Source organism: Parendozoicomonas sp. 2304DJ65-17 (genome assembly GCF_058148445.1).
This window is the reverse complement of the sequence record NZ_JBYVJV010000125.1, coordinates 1-236: the sequence shown is the minus strand read 5'-3', so window position 1 is coordinate 236 and position 236 is coordinate 1. Positions and strand designations below refer to the sequence as shown.

Sequence of the window (236 nt, the reverse complement as noted above, 5' to 3'; positions counted from 1 at the left end):
AGGCCACTCATGCGTTTGAAGGCGTGCACAAAATTAATGCGATCGCTGTAACCCAGCTCTCGGGCAATCTGTTCCGTGGAGAGAGAAGTTTCTTCAAGAAGGTGTATTGCCTGCCTTTTTATCACCTGTTCTCTCAGTTGGGAAAAACTTGTTGATGATGAGCTGAGTTTTCTCTGTAAAGTTCTGGGGCTCATATTCAGGAACTTGGCAGCCTTTTGAGCGGTGAAATCTTGCTC

The 236-nt window shown here is 46.2% G+C and carries 1 protein-coding gene; it reads right to left on the bottom strand.

Going from position 1 to position 236, the window contains the following annotated elements; translation table 11 throughout:
* A partial coding sequence (locus tag ACY2RR_RS24760) for a helix-turn-helix domain-containing protein (RefSeq protein WP_490110860.1) occupies positions 1-236 on the bottom strand: 236 nt, incomplete at both ends.